20 protein-coding genes are annotated in these 22,927 nt (G+C 38.4%); 8 read left to right on the top strand and 12 right to left on the bottom strand.

Annotation, left to right across the window (positions count from 1 at the left end):
• Positions 1–34: 34 nt before the first annotated feature.
• Positions 35–1,186, top strand: coding sequence for an MFS transporter (locus tag BW724_RS11970; protein ID WP_088075439.1), 1,152 nt, complete (start codon positions 35–37; stop codon positions 1,184–1,186).
• Here BW724_RS11970 and BW724_RS11975 read toward each other — a convergent pair.
• Positions 1,134–2,093 carry an alpha/beta hydrolase gene (locus tag BW724_RS11975; RefSeq protein WP_088075440.1) on the bottom strand — a complete coding sequence of 320 codons (960 nt, stop codon included), beginning with the start codon at positions 2,091–2,093 and terminating at the stop codon, positions 1,134–1,136. The genes BW724_RS11970 and BW724_RS11975 overlap by 53 nt on opposite strands.
• A 65-nt stretch (positions 2,094–2,158) precedes the next feature.
• A complete protein-coding gene (locus BW724_RS11980) occupies positions 2,159–2,674 on the bottom strand; it encodes a type 1 glutamine amidotransferase domain-containing protein (RefSeq protein ID WP_088075441.1) in 516 nt (171 codons plus the stop codon).
• A 256-nt stretch (positions 2,675–2,930) separates the two neighbouring features.
• On the opposite strand from BW724_RS11980, the gene BW724_RS11985 reads away from it, so the two are divergent.
• From BW724_RS11985 to BW724_RS11995, 3 genes are all read left to right on the top strand, one after another.
• A complete protein-coding gene (locus tag BW724_RS11985) occupies positions 2,931–4,319 on the top strand; it encodes a C40 family peptidase (protein WP_088075442.1) in 1,389 nt (462 codons plus the stop codon).
• Positions 4,320–4,629: 310 nt separating this feature from the next.
• On the top strand, positions 4,630–5,643 hold the full coding sequence (locus tag BW724_RS11990; protein ID WP_088075443.1) for a 2-oxoacid:acceptor oxidoreductase family protein: 1,014 nt from the start codon (positions 4,630–4,632) through the stop codon (positions 5,641–5,643).
• Complete coding sequence (locus BW724_RS11995) at positions 5,643–7,940, top strand: thiamine pyrophosphate-dependent enzyme (protein ID WP_088075444.1); 2,298 nt, start codon at positions 5,643–5,645, stop codon at positions 7,938–7,940. Before BW724_RS11990 ends, BW724_RS11995 begins: the two co-directional genes overlap by 1 nt.
• 326 nt (positions 7,941–8,266) lie before the next feature.
• Here BW724_RS11995 and BW724_RS12000 read toward each other — a convergent pair whose 3' ends face one another.
• On the bottom strand, positions 8,267–9,028 hold the full coding sequence (locus tag BW724_RS12000) for a DUF3891 family protein (RefSeq protein WP_088075445.1): 762 nt from the start codon (positions 9,026–9,028) through the stop codon (positions 8,267–8,269).
• A 159-nt stretch (positions 9,029–9,187) separates the two neighbouring features.
• Entirely contained in the window at positions 9,188–9,319 is a 132-nt protein-coding gene (gene yhfH, locus BW724_RS12005) for a protein YhfH (RefSeq protein WP_088075446.1), read from the bottom strand.
• Between the two features lie 377 nt (positions 9,320–9,696).
• Here yhfH and BW724_RS12010 point away from each other — a divergent pair, with 377 nt between their 5' ends.
• Complete coding sequence (locus tag BW724_RS12010; RefSeq protein WP_088075447.1) at positions 9,697–9,876, top strand: hypothetical protein; 180 nt, start codon at positions 9,697–9,699, stop codon at positions 9,874–9,876.
• Between the two features lie 92 nt (positions 9,877–9,968).
• Here the strand turns inward: BW724_RS12010 and BW724_RS12015 are convergent, their stop codons facing one another.
• A complete protein-coding gene (locus BW724_RS12015; protein ID WP_235848955.1) occupies positions 9,969–10,784 on the bottom strand; it encodes a peptidylprolyl isomerase in 816 nt (271 codons plus the stop codon).
• Between the two features lie 112 nt (positions 10,785–10,896).
• Here BW724_RS12015 and ric point away from each other — a divergent pair, with 112 nt between their 5' ends.
• On the top strand, positions 10,897–11,610 hold the full coding sequence (gene ric / locus BW724_RS12020) for an iron-sulfur cluster repair di-iron protein (protein WP_088075448.1): 714 nt from the start codon (positions 10,897–10,899) through the stop codon (positions 11,608–11,610).
• Between the two features lie 26 nt (positions 11,611–11,636).
• On the opposite strand, the gene BW724_RS12025 is transcribed toward ric, so the two are convergent.
• Positions 11,637–12,581 (bottom strand): DMT family transporter, encoded by a 945-nt coding sequence (locus BW724_RS12025; RefSeq protein WP_088075449.1) that lies wholly within the window; start codon positions 12,579–12,581, stop codon positions 11,637–11,639.
• A gap of 266 nt (positions 12,582–12,847) precedes the next feature.
• Between BW724_RS12025 and BW724_RS12030 the strand changes: the two genes are divergently transcribed.
• A complete protein-coding gene (locus BW724_RS12030) occupies positions 12,848–13,225 on the top strand; it encodes a YhjD family protein (RefSeq protein ID WP_088075450.1) in 378 nt (125 codons plus the stop codon).
• A 44-nt stretch (positions 13,226–13,269) separates the two neighbouring features.
• Here the strand turns inward: BW724_RS12030 and BW724_RS12035 are convergent, their stop codons facing one another.
• From BW724_RS12035 to BW724_RS12045, 3 genes are all read right to left on the bottom strand, one after another.
• The gene (locus BW724_RS12035; protein ID WP_088075451.1) at positions 13,270–14,139 is read right to left on the bottom strand and encodes an amidohydrolase family protein; all 870 of its coding nucleotides are present in this window, start codon (positions 14,137–14,139) and stop codon (positions 13,270–13,272) included.
• Complete coding sequence (locus BW724_RS12040) at positions 14,140–17,259, bottom strand: GNAT family N-acetyltransferase (RefSeq protein ID WP_088075452.1); 3,120 nt, start codon at positions 17,257–17,259, stop codon at positions 14,140–14,142. It lies immediately after the preceding gene.
• A 61-nt stretch (positions 17,260–17,320) separates the two neighbouring features.
• Complete coding sequence (locus tag BW724_RS12045) at positions 17,321–17,830, bottom strand: YwpF-like family protein (RefSeq protein WP_088075453.1); 510 nt, start codon at positions 17,828–17,830, stop codon at positions 17,321–17,323.
• A 245-nt stretch (positions 17,831–18,075) separates the two neighbouring features.
• Between BW724_RS12045 and BW724_RS12050 the strand changes: the two genes are divergently transcribed.
• Positions 18,076–18,909: a hypothetical protein gene (locus tag BW724_RS12050; RefSeq protein ID WP_088075454.1), complete on the top strand. Its 834-nt coding sequence runs from the start codon at positions 18,076–18,078 to the stop codon at positions 18,907–18,909.
• Position 18,910: 1 nt separating this feature from the next.
• Here BW724_RS12050 and BW724_RS12055 read toward each other — a convergent pair whose 3' ends face one another.
• The 3 genes from BW724_RS12055 to BW724_RS12065 all read right to left on the bottom strand — a co-directional run bounded on the left by BW724_RS12055 (position 18,911) and on the right by BW724_RS12065 (position 22,836).
• A complete protein-coding gene (locus BW724_RS12055) occupies positions 18,911–19,594 on the bottom strand; it encodes a TVP38/TMEM64 family protein (RefSeq protein WP_088075455.1) in 684 nt (227 codons plus the stop codon).
• A gap of 163 nt (positions 19,595–19,757) precedes the next feature.
• Complete coding sequence (locus BW724_RS12060; RefSeq protein WP_088075456.1) at positions 19,758–21,443, bottom strand: methyl-accepting chemotaxis protein; 1,686 nt, start codon at positions 21,441–21,443, stop codon at positions 19,758–19,760.
• 214 nt (positions 21,444–21,657) lie between these two features.
• Entirely contained in the window at positions 21,658–22,836 is a 1,179-nt protein-coding gene (locus BW724_RS12065) for an MFS transporter (RefSeq protein WP_235848956.1), read from the bottom strand.
• Between the last annotated feature and the right edge of the window lie 91 nt (positions 22,837–22,927).

Genomic DNA, 22,927 nt, shown 5'->3' on the forward strand with positions numbered 1-22,927 from the left:
CGTAGTATGATTTAAAAAGAGAGGTTGTGAGATCATGCTCATTTTTTTATACACATTAATTATCGTAGCTTTTTTAGATACATTCATCCAACTACCAGTCATATCACCATATGCCCAATCCCTAGGGGCATCTAACATGCTAACTGGTATGATCATTGCAATATATTCCTTGGCGAACATGGTTGGTAACGCCATTTCTGGACATTGGATTGATAGATATGGCCGTAAGAGAATACTTAGCTTTGGTATGTTTTTTGTTGCCATTACATTACTCCTTTATCCATTTGCAAATACAGGTTGGGAGTTATTTTTCACTCGATTAATTCATGGATTAGCTGGTGGGGCTTTGATCCCTGCAGCCTTTGCCTATTTAGGAGATCTATCTCCATCTAAACGAAGGGGTAAATCAATGGCTTTTACTGGGGCATGTATTGGAACAGCTGCCATCATCGGGCCTGCCCTTGGGGGGATGATTTCTGCTCGTTTTTCCATTGATACGGTTTTTATTTTTGTTGCCGTTCTGTTTTTTGTTACAGCCATCAGCTCTGCCCTAATACTTAAAGAATCGTTTAAGCCAGCAGAGAGGAAGGAAGTTAGCATTCATGATTTTAAACACTTATTGAAAAACCCCCTTATGCTTCAAGCAGCAATAAGCGGATTTTCCTTAATGGTTAGTATGGGTGTTCTCACCTACTCACTTCCTTTAAAAATGGAAGCGTTAGGCTGGAGTTCAAGTGTTACTGGCATTTTAATTAGTACCTTTGGAATTATTGCAATCATTATTTTTATTACACCATTAAATCGATGGTTTGATCGGTTAAGCCCCCAGACATTCATTATCTGGGGATTAGGATGTGTTTCTCTTTCCTTATTTAGCTTAAGTTTATTTGATCATATCGCTTTCATTACAACCATTATGATCGTTTATGGAATTGGATTTTCATTTATCTTCCCTTCTATGAATCGTATCGTAGTAGAAATTTCTAGAAAATCAGATCGCGGGAAAGCTTTTGGCATCTTTTATGCCTCCTTTTCCCTCGGTGTCGTATTCGGATCATTCATGGCAGGTGTCGTGCATGACGGTATGGGTTATCCATTAATAATAGGTGCTATATTTTTGTTTTTCATGCTCATTATATTCTCTTTTCTTGTGAGACGCACTCCCACTTCCTTAATACAGCACTAATTTGTTTATGGACTAGCTCCCTTATTTCCGTTCTTTCATTTAATAGCTGGTGCCGTCCCTTTTCAAACAGTGCAATTTGGATAGAAGGACATTTTTCAAGATAAAATGCTATGTTTCTTCGCCAATCTAATGTAGTGTCTCTCGTACCTTGCATATAATAAACTGGCATATCACAGTCTGGGCATTCATTAATATCAGCCTGCCACTCATGCATCGCCCTTACCCAGGCAGATTTTAATACTTTTACTTGAAGAGGGTCCTTCATAACAAACTTCCGATACATTCGATCATTAGAGTTTTTTTTGAAGGCCCTTTTCTTTTGTGAAAAAACTTTTCCTATCATTAAAAGAAAGCCCTTAAATAAAGTCCATTGAAAAGGGTGGAACAAAGGAGCAACGAGAATTAATCCATCTAAACTGATTTTTTTCTCAGAGGATGCGTGAAATAATAACGCAGCACCCGTACTATGCCCCAATCCATAAATAGATGTTTTACACAGATTCTCTATGGAACGAAAACCTTCTTTTACGGCGATTAAGTAATCCTCAAAACTAGATACGACCCCTTCTTCTCCTTCAGAAAACCCATGCCCTGGGAGATCTACTGTAACAACTTGATAATTCTTCCTCATTAAGTCGTTTACTGTTCTACTTAAACCACCACTATGGTCTAAATAACCATGGACAAAGTAAACGGTAGCAGTTGGATTTTCTTGAAGGAAAAACTGTAAAAATATCTTTTTTCCATTTGCATCAATAAACCCGCACCTATACTCATGTAAATATTGAATATCAAAACGGTAATACTGCAAATAAGATTGAACATCTTTATTAGAGTAATGGGGATTAATTTCGTCCAGTTGTACGGATTGCTTCATTCCTTCAATCCAGCTTGGTTCCTTCTCCATGCGTTCCTCCCCTTTTAAGTATAAAAAATCATTCCATGGTCGATGACCAAGACACTTGCAATTTACTATTTATACAAAGCTTTTACTAAGGCTTTACCGTATGGAGGTAAATCAGGCGGACGGCGACTAGATACAATATGACCATCAGTTACAACAGCTTCATTCACCCAAATTGCCCCTGCATTTTCCATGTCATCCTTAATTCCTGGTGTGCTTGTCACTTTCACATCTTTTAAAATATCAGCAGATATTAACACCCAACCTGCATGGCATATTTGCCCAATTAACTTTTTCTGTGAGTTCATATACTTCACCATTTCAAGTACTTCTTTGTACCGACGTAATTTATCAGGTGCCCACCCCCCTGGTATTAAAATGCCGTCATATTCTTCAATATTGATTTGATCATAAGAATAGTCCGTTTTTACTGGTACACCATACTTCCCAACATATTCAGCTTCTCCTTCTTTACCAGCAATATGAGAAATAATTCCTTCCTCCTGCAACCTATAATGGGGGTAAAGTAATTCAAGATCCTCAAACTCATGATCTACGACCGTTAACACTTTCTTTTCACTCATTATGTTTCACCCTTTCTACTTCAATGATAACATCCATTTATACTGTTCCCGAAATATTTACTAGTCAATCCATCCTTGTTTTTGTATATCTGTTCTAAAAGTAAAGAACGTACATAGGATAGTTTCAGCAGGATTTTCTAAGAGTATTTTGTGTGCCTTAAGAAGCGCATTATCTTCCTGTTTGTAGTCTGTAGTAAAAGTTTTTGATTAAACCCTCTTTCAAACTATAAAAGGAGGATCGACTAGGAGGTATAACATGAAAAATTGGAAAGACCACAAGGGGAAAATGCTTGTCGGCTCCGTTGCAGCTGTTGCTATCGCCCCTGTTCTGACAAGTCAGTCACATCAATCTCTGGAGACACCATCGGAATTTTTCCAAAAGCCTCTGTCGGATTCCGTTCAGTCGCAAGTTAATCCATATTCACAGAATGTTATGATGCTTCAGACACATCATCATATAACTAATAAAAAAGTGAATGGTACAGAACTAAAGCAATCTAGTAATTTAAATGAACGTGAATCTGTTGATTTGACGAAAGACGTTCCTCCCCTACGATTAGTAGAGGAGAAATCGGAGGAGAGTTTGCTTGCTTCTGAAACAGTAGGATCTGTTTGGCCAGAAGACACTATACTAATGATTGGAGACGAAAGTACAAAAGTCGAAACAGTTCAAACCTACTTAAAGGAACTAGGTTATTATGTCGGTGATCTAGATGGTATATACGGAGCTAAAACAAAGGAAGCAGTAAAACATTATCAACGGGAAAATGGATTATCTATTGACGGTGTTGTAGGTACTGATATGGTAAGTCACCTCATTGGAACGAAGCATATTGTATCTGACACGACACAACCTGATCATTTTAATGAAATATATCAACCTGAACAATTATCCCATTCTGTCTATATTTCTCAACAATCTTCTTTGGAAAAAAGTAAAAAGGATAAGGAAAAGAGATCTTATTTTCAAAAAGGAGATAAACATAATAATATAAAAGTATTACAGGATAAACTACAGAAAGCTGGGTATTACCACGGTCCTAAAGATGGTATTTATGGATATGGTACAGAACAGGCCGTTATATTACTTCAACAAGATCAAGGTCTTTCCATTGATGGCTTAGCTGGAAAAGAAGTATTTGATTTTCTTAAATCAAGTAATCTAACTGAAATTGCTGAATCACGGGCGAGAGCCTTAGCAGCTGCAGAGGAAAGTGCCACTACGACGAGCTCACAAAACGATGAAAGTGAGACAACAAGTTCAAAGGAACCTGCTGGTAAAAGTGATTCTTTTGTTGAAAATATTATTGCAAAGGGAGAACAATTAATTGGAACTCCTTATGTATGGGGCGGTACCTCTCCTTCTGGTTTTGACTGTAGTGGTTTTCTTGTATATTTATATAATCAAAGCGGAAAAGATTTACCTAGATCCGTCTCAGATATTTGGAATGTAACATCATCAGTTTCAAAACCTCAGAGGGGCGACTTTGTATTTTTTGAAACATATAAAAAAGGACCGTCACATGCTGGCATTTATTTAGGTGACGGGGCATTTATCCATACTGGTACATCAAGTGGCGTGACGATCTCCTACCTCCATGAGTCGTATTGGGATAATCGCTACCTTGGTGCAAGAAGACATTAATAAATAATAAACTACTGTGCACCCACTCCAATTTGGGTGCACTTTTTGTTTTTTTAAACAAACTGAGACATAATTATGCATAATCCTCTGTGTGTATCACTCTGTATCATATTTATAATTGATTCTGTATTATAGTAACCCCTGCCATAAACCCTTCTAAAATCAAGACTTCATCTCATTTCCATATTGTGTATCAGTTTTTATAAAAATTAATTTCTTAAAAAGTGATTTTAATCACTACATAATTTCACCAATTTATTTATAATGCCCATAGGGAGTTATGCAACATTTTAATTGAGGGGGATATGACATGTCAATTTTGCCTAAAAAGAACGAACTAGGTTTCTTTGAAATTCGTCTTGAATCAATCGGCGGACTTGGGGCTAACCTAGCTGGAAAAATGTTAGCTGAAGCAGGGGTCCTGGGACTAGGTTTAAACGGTTCCAACTTTTCATCTTACGGTTCCGAAAAGAAAGGCTCGCCAGTAAAGTCATTTGTAAGATATTGTGATGCTGACACTGAAATTAGAGATCACTCTCCAATAGAGCAGCCTCACGTCATTGGAGTATTCCATGAGGCACTTTATAAAATGGTAGATGTTGTAAGCGGTTTAAGTGCAGATGGAATTGTTCTCGTCAATACCAAACGTGATTTTGACGAGGTAAAAGAAGATTTAAAGTTAGAATACGGGACACTTGCAACTGTAGATGCACTTAAAATTGCATACCAGGAGAAAACAAAGGTAAATACAGCTATGCTAGGTGCCCTTTATCGCGTTTTAGACTTCTTAGATCCTGAAGAAATGAAAAAAGTAATTAGAAGAACTTTCGAGAAAAAATATCCACATCTAGTGGAACCTAATATCCGTACTTTCGAGCGAGGCTACGAAGAAGTAATATTTAAAACATACGAAGCTCCTGCAGATGCTAAAAGTAAGCAATTTACTAGAGTACAGCCGAAGCTTGGTTATGAAACACAACCTATCGGTGGTGTGATCACTGCACAAGGGAACAGTATTTTCAAAGATTTATCTGGATCGCGTATAGGATTCCTACCTGAATATAAAGCTGATTCGTGTATCCATTGTGCTGCGTGTGACACAGTATGTCCTGACTACTGCTTTGTTTGGGAAGAAGGGGAAGACAAACGGGGACGAAAGCAGATGTTCCTGAAAGGGATTGATTATCAATACTGTAAAGGCTGCTTAAAATGCGTCGATGCATGCCCAACTGACGCATTAGCAGATATGGAAGAAACAATTGGATATGCTGATAAAAATCGGGTGAAGCACAACTTTCCGCTTGTAACAGGAGGGGTTCAATAATGGCGATGGCAGAAGATAAATTAGTTAAAATGAAGCAAGGTGCTGAACAAGTTTCAACCTTTGAATCAGGTAATGAAATGGCTGCTATGGCTGCAGCACAGATTAATTACCACATAATGGGGTATTTCCCTATTACTCCTTCAACAGAGGTTGCACAATACTTAGACTTAATGAAGTCAAAAGGACTTCATGACATAGAATTAATTGCTGCAGATGGTGAACATGGGTCTGCTGGTATATGCTTCGGTGCCGCAACTACAGGGGCTAGAGTTTTCAATGCAACTAGTGCCAACGGCTTGTTATATATGATCGAGCAATTACCCGTTCAATCTGGACTTCGTTTTCCAATGGTAATGAACCTTGTTACACGTGCAGTTAGTGGCCCACTTGATATCCGTGGAGACCATTCTGATCTTTATTACGCATTAAATACTGGCTGGGTAATCTTATCTGCTCGCACACCACAAGCTGTTTATGATATGAACATTATGGCATTAAAGCTTTCCGAGCATAAGGATGTTCGTCTACCAGTTATCGTCGCTTATGATGGATTCTACACTTCCCATCAAAAACGTAAGGTCGATTACTTTAAAGAGCGTGATGTTGTTCAGGAGTTTGTTGGGGAAGCCCCTAAAGGCTATACGACGTCCATAGATAAAGATAACCCAACAACGATAGGTGCTCACATGAATGGTGATGACTTAATGAACAACAGTTATCAGCAATCCGAAGCTCTCTATCGCGCGTATGATGTATACAATGAAATCCGTAAAGACTACGAAGAAATTTCAGGACGAAGCTACGATATTCTTGATCAATACATGATGGAAGATGCAGAAGTTGCCCTTTTCCTATTAAACTCTGCTGCGGAATCTTCTAAAGATGTTGTGGACCGTCTTCGTTCAAAAGGTGTTAAAGCTGGTGTGATTAGTCCTAATATTATTCGACCATTCCCTGCTGAAGACATCCGGAAAGCATTGAAAAACGTTAAAGCAGTTCTCATTGGAGAACGTGCAGATTCATACGGTGGAAATGGTGCAAACTTAACGCACGAAGTAAAAAGTGCATTACAAGATGATAAAGAGAATCAAACGATTGTATTAAGCCGTGTATTCGGTTTAGGTGGTAAGGATTTCTATGCAGACGACGCCGAAAACTTTTTCCAAATGGCTATGGATGCTGCCGAAATGGGTTATGCTGTGAAGCCGTTTGATTATTACGGTCATACACCTGGTGATCCTGAAAAGGCATTCCAGCAAGTGTTAGAACCTCAAACACGTGATACGTACAAAACGGGATTAATTAAAGTAACTGAGGATGAAGAGTCTGGAAAGTTGAAAGTTCGCACCCCTCCTCTACGCCAATTGACACATAAGCCTAAACGCTTTGCTTCTGGTCATGGGGCTTGTCCAGGTTGCGGAATCTTCCCAGGTCTAGAGTTATTCTTTAAAGGTATTGAAGGAGATGCTGTCATACTGTTACACACTGGATGTGGTTACGTAGTAACGTCTGCATATCCATACAGCTCTCATAAGCAACCATTTATTCATAACCTATTCCAAAACGGCCCTGCAACCTTATCTGGAACGTTAGAAGCATTCTTTGAAATGAAAGAGCGTGGCGAAGTTGATATTGATGATGACTTCACTTTCGTTATGATTACTGGTGACGGTGGTATGGACATTGGTATGGGATCTGCTATCGGTACTGCACTAAGAAACCATAAGATGATAATCTTAGAGTATGATAATGAAGGATATATGAACACCGGTTCTCAAATGTCCTACTCTACTCCAATTGGACATATGACAAGTACTACTTCCGTTGGTAAAGAACAGTCTGGTAAAGCGTTCCACCATAAGGATACTGCTCAAATCATGGCTGCGACTAACATTCCTTATGTATTTACTGGTACAGAAGCTTTCCCTCAAGATTTGGTGAAAAAAGCTGCTAAAGCCCAGTGGTACGCGCAAAATGTTGGCCTTGTATACGGAAAAATCCTAATTACTTGTCCATTAAACTGGAAATCAAATGACCGTGATGGAGAAGCGATTATGAAAGCAGCTGTTGATTCTTGCTTCTTCCCATTATATGAAGTGGAACGTGGAGAAACGAACATCACGTACAATCCAGAATCTAAAAAGAAGCGCATTGAGCTAGCTGAATGGTTAAAGTATATGGGTAAAACGAAGCACATGCTTAAAGAAGAAAACAAACATCTCCTAGTGGACTTCGAAAACGAAGTAGAAAAGCGTTGGAGAACATTAAAAGTAAAACACGAAACACCTTATGTTTAAAGAAAAGCGCAAGCGCCTATGGGCACGAGCGTAGGGCAGTGGAGGAATGACAACTAGAAGTCGCGCCTTATCGACTTCTGTTGTCATTTCGAAGTGCCCCGCAGCGAGTAGGCGCTGGAGCTAGACAAAGAAAAGCGCAAGCGCCTATTGGCACGAGCGTAGATAGGGAAGGAAAGAGGCTGTCCCAAAAGTAAAAGTATTAATTGAAAAGACGAACAAAAATCACTAAAGCGAAGTATATTTGTGAAGCGATTTATAAGAAATAGTGACCTTTTTGTTTGTTCGGCTTTTCTAAGATTAATACACCTTTGGGGACAGCCTCTATTTTAACAATAGGTTACTGAATGATATTCGGTTTTTGTTTCCTCTAAAATCTTTTTAAAGGGTGCAATATTTAATGCCAGTGTGCTCTTTTTTACTTTTTTGTATGGAATAGCAACTTCAATATGTTCTGAAAAAGGAAATGGTGTTAATCGAACCTCATGCTTTGACTCCCACTTCCCCATTAAAGGGATATGATTAAGTGGCTCCAGCCGCTGAGGAAAGCCTTCCTTAAACCAGTCTATCTCCCTTTCCTTCTCCACTCCCCATTCATTCATACAAATATAAAGGGAAAGATTATCACATAATTGTAGCAAGTCAAAATGAAACTTTAAATGCTCTTTTTTTATTCTAGTATCTTGTAGTAGATATCCTTGCCGTCTCTCCTCCTCACTTTTAAACACTTTACCTTGTGGGTCTAACTTCCCGCTAAAAAAGCTTGCATAATGTTTACTAATTAACAATGCTGCATATGGATCTTGGTTCTCCATCCAGTTTACCCCAATAGAATACGCATTAATTTTCTCCTCCAAAGGGTATTCTATAAAGGAGGCTGGTATCTTTCCCTCCTCCAAAATTAACGGCTTATTATTATCTAATTCCTGCCAGCAACGATCATGGTGCGCAATGGCATAGTTCACAGAGTTGCGAAAATTATGACCAATAAAATATGTATCTTTCCATGCTTTTGAAAGTTTTCCAGAGATGACTGCATGATCGTGCTGCTTGATAAAAATATACTCACTGTCCGTTTCCCTTACAATCATTGGTCTCCCCCTAAAATAATATCTATAATCAATTATTTCTACTTTTATTTAATTATCCCTTTTCTTATAAATGCTAAATATCTTTATCTGTGCAAAGAGTATAAAAAAACCCACTCACGAAATACTATGTGAATGGGTTTTTCTGAATTTAAATTTATTTCAGCGGATTTCGCCTTCGCAATCATCACAGTGATGCGAATAACAATCTGCCATTTCTTCAATTGTTTCTCCACATTTCTTACATTCTTTTGCTGGTAGATTTTTAAAGAACTCTGTGCTTGACATGATCATTTTGAAATTCCCCCCCATTCCTTAAAGTACACTTTAATTGTAATATAACAATAGTTTTAAAACAACAAGCTATAGTAAAACAAAATGAACATTATGTGAAAACTTTCACAGGTTTTCTTCTCTTGTTTTGCACTATTTCTACTATTTTTATGTTATTAACCTCCTTTTTGTGTTAAACAGTGAATTACTATCTCATTTTATTATATAACAGATTTGTTTAATTATCCTGAAAATTTTGTAGATTTTTTTGTCTTTATATGTAAAATTTACTAAATTAGCGAGATAAACACGCATTTCATATAGCTGATATTTGCGGATAAGTTAATTCCACACTATAATAAGTAGAGTAAATAATGTAAGGAAAGTTGGGGGATAGAATGAAGCTTAAACATGCATTTACAGCTCTATTGACTTTATTATTCCTGTTTACGCCTGTTGCTATTGGGGTAGCAGCTGGAGAAGAAAATGGGAACGGATCATCATTAATGAATGGGCCCTTTATTATTTTGGCATTCGCCACATTAGTTTTAATGATTTATTACACAGTTCGAGACTAAAAGAATACATAAAAAATCAGAGGGAGTTATTAATTATCCCCTCTGATTTTTTTATGGCTCTGTCACAAAAATCAACTCTAATAATAGATCCACTATCGAATAACCTCTATGGATTCAATAATGACATCTTCTCTAGGGCGGTCTTGTGGATTTGTTTCCACTTCAGCAATGGCATCTACAACATTCATTCCTTCTACCACATGCCCAAAGACTGTATGTCCGAAGTCCAAGAACGGTGTGCCTCCATTATCTAAATAGAATTCCCTTGTTTTTTCAGGAAAGTCAAAGCCACGATCAGCTGCAATATCGTCCAGCATCTTCTCATTTACCCTTGTTTCATTTGCATGGACGATAAAAAATTGACTTCCGTTCGTATTCGGGCCTCTATTAGCCATAGATAAAGCGCCTCTAAAATGTCCTAACGCTGGTGTAAATTCATCTTCAAAATTCTCACCGTAAATGCTTTCACCGCCTGTACCAGTTCCATTAGGGTCTCCCCCTTGGATCATAAAGTTCTCAATAACGCGGTGAAAAATAACGCCATCATAATACCCTTCCTCACCATGTGTTAAGAAGTTCTCCACAGCTTTCGGCGCATATTCTGGGAATAACTTCAAATGAATCTCACCCATATTGGTGTGAATGATCGCTTCTGCTTCGTTTTCCCCTATCCCATCTTCATATTGAGGATAAACGGAGGGCTCTTCTGTTAGATCGATTTGTGCACTTTCCTCTTCTACTGGGACGTCCTCCTCCACTTCCTCTTGTTCTGTATCCTCTTGAACTACGCCATCGTCTTCAGAACCAGCAGAGGCACTGTCGCCTCCATCTTCCTCATTCGCTTGTCCACAACCAGCTGCTAATGAAAACAGCATGACCAAACTTAACAACATGAACCATTTTTTCACAATATAACACTCCTCATATCTGATCTTCTTGCGTTGCCATCGTGAGCCATATCACCGACAAAAAATTTGATAAAGCTTATGATAAAGATAACTTACCATAGGAGGAATCAAGATGACAAATAATAATTTTATTTTAAATCGTGACGCAATCGTTCGTGAGGTCGTCCTCAACATCCCACGTTCTGATGAGTTATTCAAAAAACATAAAATTGATTTTTGCTGCGGAGGTAATCGTCCCCTCCATGAAGCAATAACAGAACTAGGATTAGAAGAGTCCCCTGTTTTAGAAGCACTTGAAACATTGCAGAATGAAGCAAGCAATATACAAGTTTCTGATCTACAAGACTGGACAAATTTATCGTACTCTTCCCTAATTGATCATATTGTCCATCGCCATCACGGCTATTTGGTGGAAGAGTTACCTGATTTAAGTGCGTATGTAACAAAGATCTTCCGTGTTCATGGAACAGACCACCCTGAGCTTGGAGAACTTCATCGACTATTCCATCAGCTAAAAATGGAGTTGGAGCAACATATGATGAAGGAAGAGCAAATTATATTTCCTGCTATCCGACATTTTGAGGCTACAAACGATGATCATGACAAGTCCATTGCCGTGAGTCGCATTCATGAATTAGAAGCAGAGCATGATGAAGCTGGTTCCTTGTTAAAACAAATTCGTGAAGTTACTTCTGACTTTGTTTTACCTCCAGGAGCATGCACTACTTACCGCATGACTTTCCAACGTCTAGAGGCATTAGAGTCAGATATGTTCCAACACGTACATTTAGAAAACAACATTATGTTCCCAAGATTAGAAGCTTAAAAAACAAGCCCCTTTCAGCCTAGTTATTAGCTGATTTTAAGGGGCTTTTTATTTTGGATATTTTCCTCTATAGGAGAGGGAACATCTTTTTTCACGGCTAATAAAACAATCATGAGGAGGATACAAGCTGTACCAACCCATTGGAAAATTCCAAAGGGTGCCTTTAACCAAAAAACGGTTGTGAATACTGCTGCCAATGGCTCAGTACTCCCTAAAAGGCTTGCTTCTTTTGCGAGAAGGCTCTGTAAGCTTTCTATATAAAACCAGAACGCAAGCATTGTACCAAAGATGATAACAAATACTATGTATGCATAAGCTTCTCCTGTTAAGGAGGTTAAGTCAATTTGCCAAGGTGGATGGACGAAACTTAACGCAATACTACCGATAACCATCGCCCAACCAACAATAACTAGGGAATCGTATTGCTTAAGTAAAGGGATAGCATATAAGGTATAAAATGCTAAAGAAACCCCAGACAAAACACCCCAAATGATTGCGGGGATCGGTACAGACAATTGTGAAATTGAACCATTTGTTAATAAGAAAAAGCACCCTACTAAAGCTAGGAAAACTGTCAACACATCTATTCGTGTTAGGACAGCTTGTTTTCGGAAAATTAAGTAGACGATTATCATAACTGGAGCTAAATATTGCAATAGTGTTGCTACTGCGGCATTCCCATGGTTAATAGAAGCCATGTAAGTGTATTGAACCGCAAGCATGCCGAGTAAGCCAAAAATAATTAATTGAATGGCTACCCTTTTCTTTTTCCAAACATGAAATACTTGTGTTCGATTCTTCAGAAAAAATTGTATGGTTAAGAGGAAAATGCCAGCTATAAGCAACCTCGTCGTCACAAGCCAGTTTACGTCGATGTCAAACTCATGAAAAAGTCTGCTTGAAACGGTGCCACCTATTCCCCAAAACATCGCTCCTACCATGACTAGAATGATACCTTTTTGTCTATTCATCATTGATTCTCCACTCTTTAAAATAGGTTTTGTTGGAACGATTTTTCTCACTCGTGCAATTTTAATTGTATAAGGTTTACTCTGAAATAGGTTATTTTGCAAAATAGATATTTTAATTTCCCTTGACTATCCTTTAGAAATTAGTAAAATATAATTATAAGAACTAACGTTCGTATAAAAGGGTTGGCGTGAACATATGTCAACGAGGTAACTGTCTCTCCCTAAATTAAAAGAATGATCTAATTTCATGTAAAGGAGTGTGGATGATGGCCAAACTCACCGCTGAAGAAGAACACATAACCGAGTCATACATCCTATTTGAGTTGACCCGAAAAGTGCTCGAGAAGGACCTTTCACGCATGAATCAAGCACCTTTGAAACTAAAGGACCCTTATATTCACTTAGTAGAAAAGACGCTCCAACAATTAAGTAAAGATCTATATACAACAAAAGCAAAAATGAAACAGCTTGGATTGAAAGTACAGTTAAACGATCATGATGACACGTTTTCCGAGTACTCCATTTTTTTCAGGGGCTATGTGTTGACTGCAAAATATTTAAATGCCCACTTAAGAAATCAAGTAAGCCACCAGATTGAAGGCTTATTTACTGGGGACCGCTCCAAAGAGCATCCATTTCACTAAGAAAATGGGTGCTCCTCAAGGCCTCGACCCTCCAGTCTAATCATCTAGTTCGAATCTAGATTTAAATATGGTTTAATCTTTGGGAAAACTCGTACAGCCGTATTAAAAAATACGTCTTCCCAAGCCGATTTAGGAATATATTCCTTGATAAAGGCTATATATGGCCCAATCTGCACTAGTGGCCAGTCTGTTCCAAACATCAGTTTTTCATAATGATCACAAAAAGCAAGGGCATGCTTCATATGATCGAAAAAATGAGGTGTGTTTCTGATACGCGTGACACTATCACTATCTCCAACGATCAATCCAGATAAGTCAGCAAACATATTCCTGTTTTTATATACAACCTCCGCTGCATCGAGCATCCACGGATCACCAAAATGGGCCATAACAAAGGTTATATCTCGGTGCTGTACCGCTACCTCGTCTAATGTCAATGGGTGAGCGTATTTAAGAAGACCCCTTTCAGAATACGTATCCCCCGTGTGAAAAACGACAGGCACTTGATAGGATTTAGCTAATTCATAAACAGGATCATACACTTTATCATAAGCATAAAAAGGATAATAGCCTAGATATATTTTTATCCCAACCGCATGAGGCTTCTGAAGGGAATTCTCCAATTTCTCAAGTTCTTCCTTACCTAGTCGGTATGGATTAATCCCAACGCAGGTCACGATTTTCTCAGTTTTTTCAGCCATATCAAGCCCCATTGGACTAGGGGGAGCAGAGTCAGGAAACCCCTCCCCCTCTACTTCTTCCATCAATCCCATCCCAATGCTTAAGACAACATTATTCTCTTCCATTTCATTTAAAAGTCCTTGGAAAGAGTAATCTATATGGGAAAGCTTGTTTGCCGTCTCGTGAAAAGAATGGATATTTGATAAATGAATATGAGCGTCAATAATTTTCACTTATGAATCCCCCTCTTTTTTTACAGTAAAACGTAGGGAGCGGAGGCTCTCATAATCGTCAAGACTGTACGCTGCTTCTGATAAAACAATAAAGTGTGGAGCACGTATTTCAAACTCCCCCGTTTTCGTATAAGCAGGTACATCTGCACCAGCTAGAACAACATCTTTATTCATATATAATTCTGTCTCACCACTAGAAGGTAGAAAATGTAGCGAGTGAGATGAAGCCTTCCTCTCAAAGCGAACATCCTTCAAATCGTAAAGCTCCACTTCATGATCGTGATGCGTAAACTCACGGGATTCTTCCCCTCCTATAACAGCGGTGACATTACCAATACTAGCTTCACCAGGATGAATATTTACAATACAATGCTCCATCGCACCGTAAAAGTGGTGTCCTGTCTCCTGTTCAATCCCAGTAAAGACCGCAACGACCGGTAAGCCAGGCCTTGTTACAGCAAACTGATGATAAGTTAAACCTTTATATAACTCATGGTCATTGACCTTCACTGTTATTTGGATTCCTGTCCACTCTTGCTCAAATTGATCCCTCACCTTTACAAATGAAACAGTTGCTGGAAACTCCCTCATCTTTCTTTGAGACACCTTCTCAAGGACGAAGGAAATCCCACCAATCCATGGATTCCACCAGGACTTCGGTTCAGGTGTTGGAAAGGAGGAATGTAGCCATTCACTTCCACCTGCTACGAGAGAATAGAGCCCTGGGTAAAACTGCGGTGCCGCCTTAAAACTAATGAATCCATTATCTACTTCGTATACATTTTGCCCTTCCACTGTCACTTCTTTTGTTTTCACTTCTTTTGAGGTTTGAAAAACGAGACAGCGTTTTTCAACATGCTGAGCAGATAACGTTCCCTGAACCGCAACTGGTGTAATAGGCTGACCCGGAGGAATAGGTACTTTCACATCCCACCCATCCCAATTAACGGTACTATCTTTCACTATTTTAGAAACAACTTCCGTTTCATTAATGAGCACAGATAAGTTTACTTCTGAGTCTCTTTGATGCTTAGTTTTAAAAGTCAGTGTTGCTTCTCCCCCTGGATTATCTATAATAGGGGTACCACTTTTTACATGGAAAGACATGGGCTCTTTCTTAATCCATTTTTCCTTTGCTTTCCCCGCTCCAGCAAAGGCACGAACATCATCTACATTAGCAAAAATCTGTTGCCCAAACCACACTTTGCCAGAGGAAACGCTCTCCTTTGGATCAATTTGGTCCCAATGTTTTTCAAAATATTGAATATGCCAGTGCCTGAAATGAATTGACATATCCTTTTCCCAAATGAACGCCGTCGAAACCCCATCCTGCTCAGAGAAAAACCAGTTCTCAGATACCTTCTTCTCCTCCCACACATTCACAACGCTATTCAAAGAACCTTTCACATACATCACGTCCCCATCATAAGGAACATAACTTTTAATAAAAGGAAACATGAAGGAATGAGTTAAGGAAAGAGGAGCACTTAAATCACCGTTATTGGAAATGATATACTCTTGACTCATTAGCCCATCACCTGATAGCGCAATGATTCGATCTAGTGAAACTCCAGGATAATGCCTAGATTCATAGGTAAGCTTCAGTTCCAACGAACCATCGTGTTCAACATATGTAACATGCGACGCCTTTTTACTAGCAAATTCCTCAGAAAACGGTTTTCCAAGTTTCGGATAAAAAAATTGAAAACTACTTTTTTGAGAGCGTCCTCGTTCATATAACAAGGAATTATCCTCTTTTTTCACAGCCACATGAGTCATTCCACTAAATAGGTGATAATAATTTCGACATTCTCCATATAAACGACAGCCTAGTGTATTGAATGGAAAGGTTACTTCCTGATCAAATTCAATTACTTCCCCGTCTGCTAGTTTCACAGACATATTCACGGTCTCATGATAAAACGAGGCATACTTAAGTAAGTAGGGAATGTCAATGGTTGCCTTCTCCTGCTCTTTTAAGGACACTTCCCATGATGTTTGTGTAAATGTCACAGCTTCTGTATTCGTCATGGAAAAACGTAATACTGCTGCTTGACGGAACTGATTCTCTAGCTCCAGGAAAGCTGTTTCCTCTCTTCCAACAACACTAAACTTCTGTTGGACCCTACCTTGGCATTTCACAGGTGGCTTCGGTAAAACACCCATTTTAAAGTCTATTTCTTGCCCGTCTATTACTAACGTTGCACAAACAGAAGGGTGTGTTTTCCTAGAATTTTGTTCCGATTTGGTTGATTGAACATAAAATTGTCCTTCGATTACTTCCTCATGCGCCACTTCACAAGCTTCAGTCATTGAAAATTCGATATTACGATGATTGACACCATTCACTTGAAGAGAAATGGGATTATCCCCATGATTTATCACTCGAAAACGAACAGGATAAGATTTACCGTACACACTTCCATGGTCATCCAATTCCATTTCAATGAAGTAGTTTTCCGTTTCCACTGCACAGATTCCCCTACTTGTCTTCTCTACTTTGACCTTTAAAAAGCGATTTTCTTTTTTCCAGTGGTAATCATAAAACTCAAAGTCCCCATCCTTTTTACCATCAGGTTCAGTAACGATTTCCCTTACACTATCTTCATACCAGTCTGCATGCTGAAAAAAGCTTTTTAGTAAAGGGGCATTTATTATTTGCGGTAGAAAATTCATTAAATGGACAGAGTCCTCCCGTTTTTCCCAGAAGAAACCACATTTTTTATATAGGGGAACAGCTTTCGTGTTTCCAGGCCATGTATATAAGTCTAATCTCGGCCAATCACGGTTAATCGTTTCCTTTACCGCTTCCAATACTAGTTTTTTTCCCACTTTCTTACCGTGATAATCTGATCTCACGTTTAAAAGGGGAATATACAAAGCTCCTTCGTCATCCTTATATTCGGAGAATCCACAATAACCTACCACCTCTTCTCCATCTAAAGCGAGAAAGGTCTTTAAATTAGTAGAATTGGACTCTTCATTTAGGATCTGTTCTTCTGTTCGTACTTCGGAATGTCCACCCCAACCGTCCCTGCTTTGATTCCACATATCTGCCACTGACTTCGCATATTTCGGTTCATAATTTACAATAACAAATTTAGTTTTTTCAATCGGCATTCTCCATTTCCCCTCTCATCAAATAAAAAGAACGCCCCTTGCGTAGAGACGTTCCGCTAATCTAAGATGATTCTGAATCATAGTACCCTTTTTGTTTCACTTGTTTGTATGCGTTGGATAATATCCCCTGAATTGCTTGGCCGCGATCTTTCTTTCGGCGCTTGAACTCCTGAAATAGCGCTTCTCCTTCATATCCTTCATCAATTAAGTTTTTAAGGAGCATATCTGATAAATCATCCTTTTTCACAACAAGAGTACCATCTAAATGGATACTGACATTGTCATGTAGGTCCCTAATTCCCTTCACATCACATACAAGGGTTGCAGGATCATTCGTTTTTCTCGTGATCGTAACCTCGGCCATAAACTGCTGCTCATTTTGAAGGTAGTCTTCAAAGAATGATTTCCAGTCTGGTGTAACCACCGCATCTATCAACCAGTTTTTTCGTGCTTCCTCTTTATTAATAATCAATCCATCTACCAAAGGAATATCTTTTCCACGATTCTCACTGCTATGGTTCTGTTCATCATCGAACAGAACGGCTAATGAACATAATTTAAAAGTTTTCATAAGCGACACCCCTAACGCTCTCAATCTACATACTATTATCTTACAATTCGCCATAATAGAAAGAAAGTCCTTTTTTTACATTACTCCATGGTTAAATTTAATACTTGATGAACACTTTCACACAAGGCCCAATATACGACATAGATTCCCTCACTCTTAACAGTGTTTCCTTTCCGCAGGCAACATCTCAGGTTATAATTAGAATATGTAGAAAATGATAAAACATTAGAAAAGGGCGAATGATTGTGGAACAGAAAAAAACAGCGTACATAGCATCAGTCGACCAAAAGGTTTTTCCAAAATCAATTCAACCTGTCTACCACCTAGGACACTCTATCCCAAATCCAAATAAAAAGGAGCTCCCTTGTCACTGGGACTCAATCGTATACTTGTTCCAAAACTACGATGAACTAATCATTATAGGTAATCTTCTCCCAAATGATCGGATGCTACAAGGAAGTTTAACTCATTATACAGAAATGATCTTATCCTTATTCTACGAGGCGTCCATCTGTTTTCATAAAGATGTATTTGTATGCTTAAATGGGCAAAAAACGATACCTTTACATGAAATCGTCAAAGGAAAATTGCCAGAAATTGCTAAGCAATTATGTGATGATGGCATGACTATGTCAGCATCGCAAAATACAGTGATGTCGGTTCAGAAAATAAGCGTATACAACGACTTATCAGCGTCTCAATGGGCGTTACAGTATTTTAAATGGCTGAAGCGGTTCACAGTGGGATTGATTGAGGTAAAAGTAAGTGGGGAGAACTATCCATTTTGTATAAAAGGATTCAACAATCACCCACTACTTTCCTTGAAAAAAAATAACGAGTTTAATCTAGACGAAGTAGCAGAGATCATTATTCAAGGTGGATTCCTTAATAAGGAAAGGCACCTCCTAACCCCTGCTGGACGTTTTTGGTTTGTTAAAAGAGGAGACTATTTATATACAGCACTTGTTCATTTTAAGCCAGCACTTCCTTGGCTTTCATATCGGTTGACACAAGGTTGGATTCATGGTGTTGTCATGCAGCGGTTCTCTAAATGGGTAACTAAGCAAAAAAGTCACTAAGTTAAGAGTCTCCGGCATATTTCCGACTTTTTGTCTGGAAAAATTGAATGCTATAATAACCAGCAACGGCAATACAATAAATAATATAGCCAATCAAGTATGGTAGAAAGTAAGAATCACTTATCCACAAAGGTGCTGCTAACAGGCTTAAAATCCATACCATGGAGATATTCCCCAAAATGGTAGACCAGAAATATTGGAGGCTTGTTACTGGACTCAATGCTGCTGCAATTGAAATGAGATTACTTGGCATTACTGGTATACTTCTCAAAACAACAATAACGAGGACACCATATTTATGAATCCATCCGAGAATCTTATTGAGTGTTTTTTCACGTTTCCCCCAAAACCGATCCACCCACTTACTACTTAAAGTATCCGTTAACCAGTAACAGACAAGTGCCCCAATTATTGCTCCAATGAGGCTAAACAAAAATCCCCAAGTTAATCCAAAAGAAACAAAATGCAATAAAATGATGATAAGGATAGGAAATAAGGTGACGACTCCTTGAATGATCATTAAAGGTAAAGTGACCCACAGAAGGCCATATCCAAGTTCATCTAGAAGAGCTCCTGATGTAAAGTACTCTATGTCTTGTTCCATAAAGATTTTTATTACATCCCAATCTATAAATATAATAAATAGTATGAATCCTACTATTAAGAGGACTCCAAATTTTTTCATGACATCACCTATGCTCTGTATTTTAAGATATTAGGTATTATATAATACTTATTATATCGGAGACTAAGATGGAAAGGAAACACTAAATGCCAAATCACTTATATAGCAATTTGGCATTTTTTCTGACTACATCATGACCGTTGATGTCTAGTTCTTTTGGTCATTAAATAATGAACTTTTTAACCTCTTGTTTTAGTTCTTCTGCCAAGTGATTCAGTTGTTCAGCACTTGCAGAAATTTCTTGAATGGACGACAATTGCTCATCAGTTCCTGACTGTACTTGCGTAAATCGTGAAGAAGTTTCTCCTGCCGTAGTAGCCATTTCCTCCACAGACGCATTTACTTGTTCTGCACTTGCAGACATTTCCTCTGATATTGCAGAAACCTCTTGAATTTGTGTGGAGACTTGCTGTATAGATTCACTAATACGGTGGAAAGCTTCTCCTGCCTTATTAACAGTGGATATACCTGTTTTTACTTCATCAGATCCTTCATTCATGTGATGAACTGCTTGATCCGTTTCCTGCTGAATCTCTTGAATAACACTTCCTATGTCCATAGCAGATTTTCTAGATTCTTCTGCAAGCTTTCGAACTTCATCTGCTACAACAGCAAAACCTTTTCCGTGCTCCCCAGCTCTTGCAGCCTCTATTGCAGCATTTAAAGCAAGTAAGTTCGTCTGCTCTGAGATATTAGTAATGATTTCTACGATAGAGCCAATGGATTTTGATTTCATGCCAAGCTCGTTCATTACACTAGACATTTTCATAACAGAAGTTGAAATGGATTCCATTTGTGATATTACTTGTTGAATATCTCCATTCCCTTGTTCTGTTTCCACTGTAGCCTCTTGTGCTGTTTCAGCCACAACTTGAGAAGACATTGCAATTCGCTGGATTCCTTGGGTCATTTCCTCCATTGCCATTGCACTATCCTTGGACGTCTGCACTGTGTTCAAAGCACTTGCTGCAACTTCCTCAGTAGTTTTAGCAATTTCAAAAGTAGATTGGGAGGTCGTTTCAGAGTTTTGCGAAAGCTGTTTGGACGCTGCTGCAACCTTGTTACTTGTGTCCATTGTCCTTTGAAGTAAGAATCGTAGATTTTCAACCATCTCGTTTACGGACGATGTTAGTTGGCCTATTTCATCTTTAGACTTTGTTTTTATCTCATCTCCGCTGAAATTACCTTTGGCTACTTCTTGTATTTTATTCACAACTACTAGAATTGGAGTAACTATTTGTCTTGCTACGAAGAATGCCACGAAAATACCAATGACAAGGCCCACAGTTGCAGCAACGATATTAATAACACGTACAGCTTCACCTTGAGCAATAAGGTTTTCTCCAACATTAGTAATCGCTTGGCGCTCCGATATCGCTAACTCCCTAAAACCTTGTTGGACGGTTTCAGCTATTGGATCGAGCTGATATCGAACTGTTACAAAAGCAGTCCCTGCCCCATGCTCCAAGTAAGAAGGGAACACCCTGCTGATCGTCAGATGATTCCAGTAGCCACTTCTTTCTACGAAATGAGCCACTTCTTCATCCTCCGGGTAAAAAGCAAGTAGTGTCTCTCCAAGTACTTCACTTTCTTCAGCCATTTGAATGAAGTTTTCTCGGTATTCGTCATCTCCACTCAATAAATAGGCACGGATGTTTGCCATTCGATCTGCCATATTGTAGGCCATTTCATCACTGGCAGAAACCCTGGCAATCTCCTCAGTTACAATTCCTTCTACATTTTCATTAACAACTGACAGGTTGTATAAAGAAAAAGCGGACATGGTAACAGTAATAAGAAGTATAATTGCAAACCCTAATAAAATTTTTAACCTTAAGCTTCTTCTCATTACATAACCCCTTTATGTATTTATTTTCCCCATATTCTGAAAAAAGGACTAAGACAAATATATCATTATTTTATAAATTATTGACATGTTTTGACTCAATAAGATGTTTTTCGCATAATAAAAAGGACAAGAGTCCTAGCTCCTGCCCTTTGATTTCTCTTTTTCAGTAATGCTACCGTGAAAATACACATGATGTAATTACCTAAAGGCTACTCTAAGTCATACTTGGTTCTTCTTCCTTTTTACCGTCTTCACTTCGATTATAATAAATTCGGTATAGGAAGGAGCCAATTACCCCAACAAGGCTTAGTCCAGTCATCACAACATATAATGTTCGTGGTGAAAAGAATTCAATAATGTTCCCCCCAAGGATAGAACCAATAACACCTGCCACACCAAAGAATACAGAGATAAATAATAAGTGGCCTGTTGATTCTAGTTCCTCAGGAATTAGTTTAGAGACAAATTGAAATGCTGTTAAATAGAAAACTCCAAAGCTAAATCCGTGTAAAACTTGGAATGCCAAAACAAAATTCGGATCTGGTACTAAAGACATTAACACCCAACGAATGGTATATAGAATAGCAGCAAGATGAATTAAGGTTAATGGTTTGAACTTCTTTAACCAATATAGACTAAATGCAAAAACAAACGCCTCTGTTATAACCCCAATAAACCATGCCCACCCTACATAAGATTCACTACCGCCAATGGCAACTATATATAGTCCAAGGAAGGAGTCATTCATCCTATGGGTTAAGCTAATTGTTAAAATCATCCCTAAGAATAATGCTAACTTTCCATTTTTAGCAAGTTTCAAAGCATTAACTAATTGTACTGGTTTCCTTGAAGGTGTACTATCAGGTGCCAATGAACAAAATAACAATGCAAGTATAATAAAACCCGCATAAACATAATAGATGTTTGTGATACCAAAATAAGCTAGTAAGTATCCTCCAACTAGTGAGGAAATACCAAACCCTAGTGAGCCCCACATTCTAATGCTACCAAACGATACTCTTTTTTCCATTGAGACTTTATGGGCAAGGCTATCACCAAGCCCCCCAACAGGAGACGTAAATAAGTAAAAAATAACCATGATGGCAACTAAGAGTATAAACTCCGTCATCTGGAACAGAAAAAAGCCGCTTACTAAAGCGCTTATAAGGCAAAGGAGAAGTATTCTCTTTACTGTTTTCCACTTATCACTCATAAATCCCCAAAAGGGTTGTGCAATGATGGAGGCTGCTGGACCTATTGCCAATAGTGCACCAATTTGTGAGCCAGATAATCCTTCATGCTGGAAATATAATGGCATATAGCTAATTAAAATTGTCATGGAAGAGTGGAAGAAAAATAGAAAACCTTTTAATTTCCAAACTGATGATTTCACGCTGGATCTATCCTTTCAAGTCGTACCATAAGTTTGAGTTATGTTAGTTTACATAATATTATTATAGTAACTTATATATTCAATTACACTT

The sequence above is a fragment of the Litchfieldia alkalitelluris genome, assembly GCF_002153425.1.
GTDB lineage: Bacteria > Bacillota > Bacilli > Bacillales > Salisediminibacteriaceae > Evansella > Evansella alkalicola.

What these genes read in the sequence shown, in the direction of transcription:
- BW724_RS11970 (WP_088075439.1), top strand. Translation starts at nt 35, where the DNA reads ATGCTCATTTTTTTATACACATTAATTATCGTAGCTTTTTTAGATACA.
- BW724_RS11975 (WP_088075440.1), bottom strand. Translation starts at nt 2,093, where the DNA reads ATGGAGAAGGAACCAAGCTGGATTGAAGGAATGAAGCAATCCGTACAA.
- BW724_RS11980 (WP_088075441.1), bottom strand. Translation starts at nt 2,674, where the DNA reads ATGAGTGAAAAGAAAGTGTTAACGGTCGTAGATCATGAGTTTGAGGAT.
- BW724_RS11985 (WP_088075442.1), top strand. Translation starts at nt 2,931, where the DNA reads ATGAAAAATTGGAAAGACCACAAGGGGAAAATGCTTGTCGGCTCCGTT.
- BW724_RS11990 (WP_088075443.1), top strand. Translation starts at nt 4,630, where the DNA reads ATGTCAATTTTGCCTAAAAAGAACGAACTAGGTTTCTTTGAAATTCGT.
- BW724_RS11995 (WP_088075444.1), top strand. Translation starts at nt 5,643, where the DNA reads ATGGCGATGGCAGAAGATAAATTAGTTAAAATGAAGCAAGGTGCTGAA.
- BW724_RS12000 (WP_088075445.1), bottom strand. Translation starts at nt 9,028, where the DNA reads ATGATTGTAAGGGAAACGGACAGTGAGTATATTTTTATCAAGCAGCAC.
- yhfH (WP_088075446.1), bottom strand. Translation starts at nt 9,319, where the DNA reads ATGATCATGTCAAGCACAGAGTTCTTTAAAAATCTACCAGCAAAAGAA.
- BW724_RS12010 (WP_088075447.1), top strand. Translation starts at nt 9,697, where the DNA reads ATGAAGCTTAAACATGCATTTACAGCTCTATTGACTTTATTATTCCTG.
- ric (WP_088075448.1), top strand. Translation starts at nt 10,897, where the DNA reads ATGACAAATAATAATTTTATTTTAAATCGTGACGCAATCGTTCGTGAG.
- BW724_RS12025 (WP_088075449.1), bottom strand. Translation starts at nt 12,581, where the DNA reads ATGAATAGACAAAAAGGTATCATTCTAGTCATGGTAGGAGCGATGTTT.
- BW724_RS12030 (WP_088075450.1), top strand. Translation starts at nt 12,848, where the DNA reads ATGGCCAAACTCACCGCTGAAGAAGAACACATAACCGAGTCATACATC.
- BW724_RS12040 (WP_088075452.1), bottom strand. Translation starts at nt 17,259, where the DNA reads ATGCCGATTGAAAAAACTAAATTTGTTATTGTAAATTATGAACCGAAA.
- BW724_RS12045 (WP_088075453.1), bottom strand. Translation starts at nt 17,830, where the DNA reads ATGAAAACTTTTAAATTATGTTCATTAGCCGTTCTGTTCGATGATGAA.
- BW724_RS12055 (WP_088075455.1), bottom strand. Translation starts at nt 19,594, where the DNA reads ATGAAAAAATTTGGAGTCCTCTTAATAGTAGGATTCATACTATTTATT.
- BW724_RS12060 (WP_088075456.1), bottom strand. Translation starts at nt 21,443, where the DNA reads ATGAGAAGAAGCTTAAGGTTAAAAATTTTATTAGGGTTTGCAATTATA.